The sequence below is a fragment of the Kluyvera sichuanensis genome (assembly GCF_014218705.1).
Lineage (GTDB): Bacteria > Pseudomonadota > Gammaproteobacteria > Enterobacterales > Enterobacteriaceae > Kluyvera > Kluyvera sichuanensis.
In genome coordinates this window covers 1-614 of the sequence record NZ_JABBJF010000080.1, presented here as the reverse complement: position 1 = coordinate 614, position 614 = coordinate 1, and the positions used below count along the sequence as shown (strand labels likewise).

General features: G+C 59.3%; 1 pseudogene. It reads right to left on the bottom strand.

Annotated elements, in window-relative coordinates:
- Positions 1–93: 93 nt before the first annotated feature.
- Positions 94–519: pseudogene (locus HII27_RS26820) on the bottom strand (Tn3 family transposase); the annotation flags it as partial.
- Positions 520–614 lie beyond the last annotated feature (95 nt).

Here is a 614-nt window from a genome sequence, read left to right as displayed (position 1 = left end):
GGATCTCGAAAAAAGTAATACCCCTCTGGAGGCCACAGACGGCGGGGCCTCCAGAGCACTTTGTCGTTTTTGGACGGAAAATCCCTAGAACCCCAGATGCGCGAAATGCCGAGTGAAGCCCGTCCATTCGTCCACCTCCAGCAGCAGTTCGGTGATCTTGACGTGCGGCAGGATCATTGCCGTCTGGTCGATCAGCGCTTGGGCGGTGTCGGGTACCGCCGCGTCGAGCGGCGTGATCTTCAAGCCTGACTCGGTGATGATGGCGTCCGGCAGCTCGTTGGCCGTCGCCATACGGTTGACGGTGGCAAGCTGTGTTTCCAGCAGCGTCAGCCGGTCGTTCAGGTACCGGTTGCAGTCGGTGGCCACGGCCAGCGGCAATTCGCTGGCCTGCTTGAGGCTGGCGAATTTCGCGGGCGGCACCAGGTAGTCCTCGAAGTCCTTGAACTGGCGCGACCCCTGCACCCAGATGTCGCCGGAACGCAACGCGTTCTTCATCTCCGACAGCGCGCACAGTTCGTAGGGCACTGTTGCAAAGTTAGCGATGAGGCAGCCTTTTGTCTTATTCAAAGGCCTTACATTTCAAAAACTCTGCTTACCAGGCGCATTTCGCCCAG